This window comes from Frankia sp. CeRuru1 (genome assembly GCF_977966315.1).
Map to the genome: position 1 here is coordinate 1 of NZ_CDWWEW010000286.1, position 6,731 is coordinate 6,731.

Annotated in this window: 8 protein-coding genes; 2 read left to right on the plus strand and 6 right to left on the minus strand. The window is 68.9% G+C overall.

Going from position 1 to position 6,731, the window contains the following annotated elements; all coding sequences use genetic code 11:
- Positions 1-26: 26 nt before the first annotated feature.
- The 6 genes from AC08OP_RS18030 to AC08OP_RS18055 form a co-directional block, all read right to left on the minus strand.
- Positions 27-467 (minus strand): winged helix-turn-helix transcriptional regulator, encoded by a 441-nt coding sequence (locus AC08OP_RS18030; protein WP_476615263.1) that lies wholly within the window; start codon positions 465-467, stop codon positions 27-29.
- Positions 468-651: 184 nt separating this feature from the next.
- Positions 652-909, minus strand: coding sequence for a hypothetical protein (locus AC08OP_RS18035; protein ID WP_476615264.1), 258 nt, complete (start codon positions 907-909; stop codon positions 652-654).
- An 81-nt stretch (positions 910-990) separates the two neighbouring features.
- Positions 991-1,920: an endonuclease/exonuclease/phosphatase family protein gene (locus AC08OP_RS18040; RefSeq protein ID WP_476615265.1), complete on the minus strand. Its 930-nt coding sequence runs from the start codon at positions 1,918-1,920 to the stop codon at positions 991-993.
- Between the two features lie 261 nt (positions 1,921-2,181).
- The gene (locus AC08OP_RS18045) at positions 2,182-2,520 is read right to left on the minus strand and encodes a hypothetical protein (protein ID WP_476615266.1); all 339 of its coding nucleotides are present in this window, start codon (positions 2,518-2,520) and stop codon (positions 2,182-2,184) included.
- Positions 2,521-2,664: 144 nt separating this feature from the next.
- A complete protein-coding gene (locus AC08OP_RS18050) occupies positions 2,665-3,327 on the minus strand; it encodes a hypothetical protein (RefSeq protein WP_476615267.1) in 663 nt (220 codons plus the stop codon).
- 129 nt (positions 3,328-3,456) lie between these two features.
- A complete protein-coding gene (locus AC08OP_RS18055) occupies positions 3,457-4,593 on the minus strand; it encodes a hypothetical protein (RefSeq protein WP_476615268.1) in 1,137 nt (378 codons plus the stop codon).
- Between the two features lie 168 nt (positions 4,594-4,761).
- On the opposite strand from AC08OP_RS18055, the gene AC08OP_RS18060 reads away from it, so the two are divergent.
- Positions 4,762-5,202: a hypothetical protein gene (locus AC08OP_RS18060; RefSeq protein WP_476615269.1), complete on the plus strand. Its 441-nt coding sequence runs from the start codon at positions 4,762-4,764 to the stop codon at positions 5,200-5,202.
- A gap of 651 nt (positions 5,203-5,853) precedes the next feature.
- On the plus strand, positions 5,854-6,669 hold the full coding sequence (locus AC08OP_RS18065; protein WP_476615270.1) for a hypothetical protein: 816 nt from the start codon (positions 5,854-5,856) through the stop codon (positions 6,667-6,669).
- The last annotated feature ends 62 nt before the right edge of the window (positions 6,670-6,731 follow it).

Sequence of the window (6,731 nt, forward strand, 5' to 3'; positions counted from 1 at the left end):
ACCCTAGCGAGCAGGGCGATGCCCAGTCAGCCTGACCGGGCGTCCCCACCTCGCCCCCTATCTCGGCGCTGACGGGTCTCCGCCCGCACGTCCGCGTCCAGCCGCAGCAGGTCCACGTGACGTTCCGCCCACTCCCACACCGGGCCGAGCGTGTCGACCAGCTCCACCGCGGCCGGCGTCAACCGGTAGATCGAGTGGAACGGGAACCGCGGCTCCCGGGTCTTCGCTACCAGCCCACGTGCCTGCATCCAGCGCAACGTCCGCCACAACGTGTAATCCTTGATCACCCGCTCTGGCCGTAAGCGGCTGTCCACCGCATCGGTCGTGGTCCGTACCGCCGCCAGCAGGTTCGTGTACGCGCGGGGCCCGTCGGACAGCGCCACCAGCACGTCCGCCAGCCACTCCGGGTCGAGCAGATGCCGCAGACTGTGCAACAGCACCCGCCAGCGGTCATCTTCTGGGGTCAACGGAGTATCCGCCGTGGTGACCTCCCTAAGCCCACCACAAACACAACGCTGGCCTCCGGTCCGGTCACTCAGGAACGGGGAAGCCCTCCGGCGTCAGCGTTCTTAACACCAGAATGCGGACTGTGCCCGATTTGCGACAACCCACAGGTCAACAACAGACCGCCGCGTCAATGTGCGTCCATTGTTAAACGGCGGGTCCGACGTCACAGGTGACAGGAAAGCTTCCTGGCCGTTTCCGGCTGAGACGGTGACGCCGCTTGCTCATCAGCGCGGCCCACAGCCGGTCCCGTTTGCTGGCGCCCGGCCGGACATCGGCGATGCCGAGCATGCCGAGCGGCCGGTCGATCTCTCTACCGGTGAGTCCCGGCCGGTCCGTGCGGCTGAGGACGTCGTAGATCCCCTCGACGACCGCCGGCGGCCACATCGGGTACCGCGTCATCATCGCCGCCCCCCACACAGCACCATCGGGGGATCATCCTCGCGGACCGTCCCGTCTCACTCGCCTACCTTCGGTCGGTTCCTCTCACGAGGGAAGCTGCGGATTGCTGCGCTGCGCCTGCGCGCCGAGAGCCGTGGTCTCGTAGGTGACTGTGACGGGCAGGTGATCCGAGGCGCTGCGTGCGAGCTCGGTCCGGGTGACCTCGACCGCACGCAGCGCCGGGGCGATCTCGGCGGTTACGCGGATCGCGTCGATCCGCCGTTCTCCGAAGGTGTTGCCGGGCCAGTGCCCGACGGTGGCCTCCCACGGCCGGTCCAGCACGACCGCGGCATCCGCGAGCCCGCCCGCGTACAGCACCTCGCCCGGCTCCCGGTCTGCCCGGTGCCACCGGAGGCCTCGCTCGTCGTAGCCCCACACCGTCTGGTAGATCAGGTCCGCGTACCAATCGCTGCCGGCATACGGGTCCGGGTCGTAGTAGGAGCCGTCCGGCCGCCGGTCCGCGCCGACGCAGTTCCAGTCCGCGCCGACCAGACCGGGCGGGCTGCCCTCGGGCCGGGTCATCACCGCCACGACCCGCTCCATCTGGTCGGCCCGCATGTGCCGGCCGAACGGGGTCGCGTGGTGGCTCGCGTACTGCACCCGCCGCCCGTCAACCTCCAATGTGATCTTCGCGAGGGCATGCCAGAAGTCCGCCGCCCCGTACGTGCGGAACGACCCCGGGACCACCGTCAGCCCCGGCCGCCACAGCAGGCCGACGTGGAAACGCTGCCGGCCGGCAGCGATCGCGGGCCGGTCCGGCTCGTAGGTGCACTCCATCCCGGCGTCGTCGGCGAGGGTCCGCAGCCGCGCCGCGGCGACCTCGACATGCGGGGCGATGATTTCCTGAACCGCGACCACGTCCGCGTCCAGACCGCGGATCACCTCGACAACTCGCCGGTAACGCTCCCGCTCGTCCGGACTGTCGGACGCGAAGAGGTCGAGGGTGTTGTACGTCGCGAACCGAACCTGGGCCATGTGACGATTTCCCTTCCATGCGGGTCCGCGACGATGCGTCGCGGAAGGTCCGTGAGCGGCATGACGGGCCGGCCACCCGCTTTTCACCAGCCGACAAGTCCCAATATTTGATCATGTCTGCTGTCGCACGCCCGCCGTCGGCGCGCGAGCATGGACAGGAGCGTCCGGATGTGAGCAGGACGGGTGATGCCGATGAGGGACGAGAAGACGCGGCAGCGCCGTGACGTCCGCGACGCCGAGTACCGGGCCGCTCTCGGCCTGTCAGCCGACGGCCCGTTGCCGGCGAGCCTGGGTACGGTCGGTGGCTCCCGCGGCGGTGGTCATGCCGGCCGGATCAACCAGACGACCGCCGGCCGGCCAGCTGGTTGGCGTCATCCCACCCGGTCGGCGCGGAGACGCCGGGGCGGGCACGGAGGTGAGCACGATGGGCAGCAGCGGTAGCAGGTCTGGACGGAGTACGACGAGCAGCGCGAGGTCGTCACGGTCGACGCCGATGACGGGCAAAGCGGCGTCGCGGGTGCAGTCGGCCGCGGCCCGCAGCCCTTCGGGCAGGTCGGCCCGGACCGGGTTCGCGCCGCGTGCGCAGTCCGCGGGCCGCACGGAACCCTGGCCCCGGCTAAGCCCCGATAGCCCATCGGGTCAGACCGCGACGAACACCCTGATTGAGGCTCTGGATCTCTTCCCAGCGTTGTTCCGCCTGGACCAGCCAGAAGGCTGGCGCACCGCCGGACCCGTGCACGCACGTCAACCGTCCGCAGAGCCGATATCCGGTGTCCAGACCTGCTGCGTGGTGATGCGGTGCGTCTCCAGTACGGCGACGACGTCCGCGGACGCCAGCCGACGTCGCGCGAGCAGCAGCCGGGCCGTCTGCCCCACGGCGGCCCAGAGCCCCGGGTCGCCGAGCAGCCGGGACGCGTCGAGGTGAGCACGCTGGAGATCAATGATGAATCCCTGCGCCGCGAGCCGCTCGGCCTCGGCCCGGTCCGCGCCGCCCCCAATGGCCCTTACACAGCGGTGCAGCTCAGGGTGACCGTAGCCAGCGGCGCACAGCCACTGTGACTGCCCGACGGCACCCGCGGCGAGCCAGACCGCGAAAAGCTGAGCGTCGCCAGGCCCGGTAAACGACACGACGCCGCCAATGCGGACGGACCTGTCATTCTCCAAGGTCGCGTGCTGGAGCGGCAAGCCGACGGCGGTCCCGACCACGGCGTGGGACGCCTCGTGCACGGCACCGGCCTGCCAGTAGACATCGTCGGCCAGACGGCTGGTGCACCACACCGCCTCCGGTCCCTCGCCGCCCGTCGACGTCGGCGATCCCAGGAACTGGCCGTGTATGGACCGGTGCGCGGCGTCGTCGCGCTCGCGCCAGCCAGCATCGCCCTCGCTGGTGCCAGCCACGGTGCCCACCCGGCCGGCTCCGTCACCCGCCATGCAGCGACCCCCGACCCGGCGGCGCCGCCTGCGGGCCGCAGCCGACCATCCGGCGTGCCGCCCTGCTGCACGTTCCGGCTGCTGCTCCGTCCGCGGGTCGCATGGTCAGGGCGCGAGCTGCCGTGCGGCGCGCAGGACCGCGGCGATGACGAGCGCGGACGCCAGGAGGCTCGCGGTGAGCAGTGCCCCTCGCCCGATCGCGTCGCCCAGGTCAGAGGTCACCGCCAGGCCCACGGTCACCGCGCCCCCGATCGGGACAGCAACCCCGGCCGCGGCCAGCGGGAGCACCCACCGCGGTGCCGGGCGCCGACCGGGCGCTGTCCACCGCTGACTCCCCTCCATCGTCGTCATGATCAGATCGCGTTCGCGTAGGTACCGCTCCTGGAGGTGTTCGTGCGCGTTGCGGGCCCCCTGCGCGGGCAGGCAGGTCAGCGCCGTCTCGATCGAGGTCAACGCGGCATCGAGGTCGCGGCATCGACGCTCGCCGCGGGCCCGCCGGTACCACCACAGGTGCGCCTGTGGAGTCGCGGCCACGGCGTCGGCCGCGTAGCGGCGCAGCAGTTCACCCTGGCCCTCGAAGGGGCCGGCGACGTCGAGCCCGTGCAGGCAGATGTCGGTGACCTCACGGCTACGCGGCTCGGCCGTCCATGCGGCCTCTACCAGCGCCACCCCCCGCGACGTGTCCCTCATACCGCATGCGGCGAACGCGCGTAGCGCGGTGAACAGCGGACCGTCGCGGTGCGGGCCGGACGCCCGCGCCAGCATGGACGAGGACACGAATCGGTCCAACGCCTCGAACCAGAAATCGGCGCGGAGCTTCCCTGCGTGGTAAAGCGCGGCGAAATAGGCCACCTCAGCGGAGCCGGCGCTGTCGCGCACGATCCTGCCTGTGGCTGTGGTGACATCCGCGGCGGGCTCGACGGTGTCCCGGGTGATGAAAGCGTAGCCCAACGCCCATTTCTCGACGATCTCCGCCCGGACCGCCTGATCCTGGCAGTGGTCGATCAGCCAGCGGGCGCAGCGGGCCGCGACCTCGACGGTCGGCTCCGCCAGGAAACGGCGCCGCCAGTAGCGGTCGGCACAGACGAGCCACGGGTCGGTGGCGAAGTCCGCCGACGGGACATCGAACGGAGGTTCGGTGCCTGCGTCGATGTACTCGCCCGCGACCGCCTCGCAGACCTGGCCGAACTCCCGGCTCACGCCGACCGACTGTCGCAGTCGGGACAACGGGTCATCGGTCATGGCCCGAGTCTGGCACCGCGTCACATCGACCGCTCCGCAAATTTGCATCCCGCCGCCCGGGTACGACACCATCCCGAGGACCGAGATTCGGCGCCGGGCACCGATCCCACTCCTGGGGATCGCCGTCCACGTATCGTCACAGGTGTGACCTCGGCAAATCAACGGACTGTGACCGCAACCGAGGCAGGGCCGATCCGGCTCTTCTTGGCCGCCGCCGGCGCGAACGTCGCCCTCGTCGGTGACGGCGACGCCGACCGCGCCCAGATCACCCTCTCGGCAGCCACGGCCACGGACACCGACCGCTACCTCAACACAGCCTCGGTCATCGACAACGGGACGGAAATCCGCATCGGCGTCGCGATCGAACCCGTGCCCGGCAATCGCGGAGTCCGCAACTACGTCGGCGGCGGCACGGTCGACGGGCCGATCATCCAAGCCGGCAGCATTCACGGCGGCATCTCGTTCAACGGCGGCGCCGTGCACATCGAGACCGGCGCCAACCCGTCGGTGGAGATCGCCGCTGTCCTGCCGGCCGGCTCTACCGTGCAGCTCCGCGGTCAGCCAGCCTCGCTGCGTACCACAGGCAGGCTCACCATCAGCCAGGTGTAGGTATCTCTCCACCTTGGCTTGGAGCGGTGTGAGCCCGGCGTGCCCATCGAGCCAGGCCACCACGGACCCCTGTCGCAGCTCAAATAGCTCGCAGCCTGCCGCTTATGTAGTGCTCAACTACGATGCCGATGCTCATCGATCGGCGATTCCTGCATTGCCTCCAGGGCGGCCTATCTAACGGCCCCGGGGGCGGCCTGCGGGGCGGCCTCTTAGGAGAGGTAGCCCCCACGGGCCGTGCTGGCGCAGGTCCGGGCTTGGCTGGCACGGCCGGTGACGTCCCCGACTAGATGGGCCGCAGGCACATCTCTAATAGTTGCGGTGGGTGGGTGGTTACGCGGGGTGGCGTTTGGTTGCGAGAGTGCTTCTGTTTCTGTTGGTTGATGGCTCGCTTGTTCTCTGTATTTGGTTGGGTTGCGTTTTGCTTTTGCCTTTCGTTCTGCCGTGTCGCACATTCCATTTCCCCCTTTGGCTCGGCCGTCCTTTCAAATGCCGAACGCATGTGACGTGAATCACGCTTCAATCACAAAAGAATCTTGAATTGACGGTCGTTTGGGTATTGCGTGTGGACGTTGCCGGCGTAAGCATTGGATATCGGTTCGGCGCGAGCGAAATTGCCCGCCGAAATTCCCTCTCACGTGTGGAGCGTGCGTGATGACGTCTGCCGTTTTTTCCAAAGACGTACCGAATGATCTTCCTAACGTCGACGTGTCGCCTGAGGACATGGCCCGTGTCACGGCGGATGACTGGCGCCAGCTGGCGAAGCTGGCGCGCGGCTACTGCCGGACCGTTGACGCGACGCGGTCCCGTAAGCGGGCCGACGGAAGCGCGACGGTCACGCGCGACGGGTACGGGCCGTACGGCACTGACGACACGTCGGACGACGTCACGCAAGACGCGGTGTTGATCTTCGCTCGGAAGTTGGCGCAAAAGATCAACGATTGCGTTCCCGCGTCGTGCTCGGTTGCGACACGGGAAGTGGACGCGTGGCAGCACATTTGCCGAGACGGACGGATGATCATCGCCACTCGCGACAAGCTGCGCCGTTGGGCCGTTGTCTCAGCTGCGGAGCGTAATGGGTTCCGTAAGGACGTTCCACCGTCGGACGTCGACGCGACGCCCGGTGCTCAGGTCATGGCGGGTATCCGGCACGCGGAACATCTGGCCTACACGACGCACCTTGCCCAGGACAGCGAAACCCTTATCCGTATGGCATGGGGTGACGGAAGCGACTTCCCGACGCTCCGGGAGATCATCAGGCGTGGCAACGCTGCGGATGACCTAGGCCGCGCGGGAGTGCTCGCGCACACTGCGCAAGCGCTACACGGTGGCGCCTACGGTTCGCGCCGAAACGTCAGGAAGACGCGGGATGCGGCACGCGCCGAGTGGCGCGAGCTATCCGCGCGGCTGGACGACGCGCGGGACACGCTTGTCTACAAAGGTGCGCGCGACCACGTGACGGCACGCTAGGAAACCCTGGCCTGAGACCCCCTGAGCGACGCTCAGGGGGTCTCAGCATGTCCGGAGCGAAA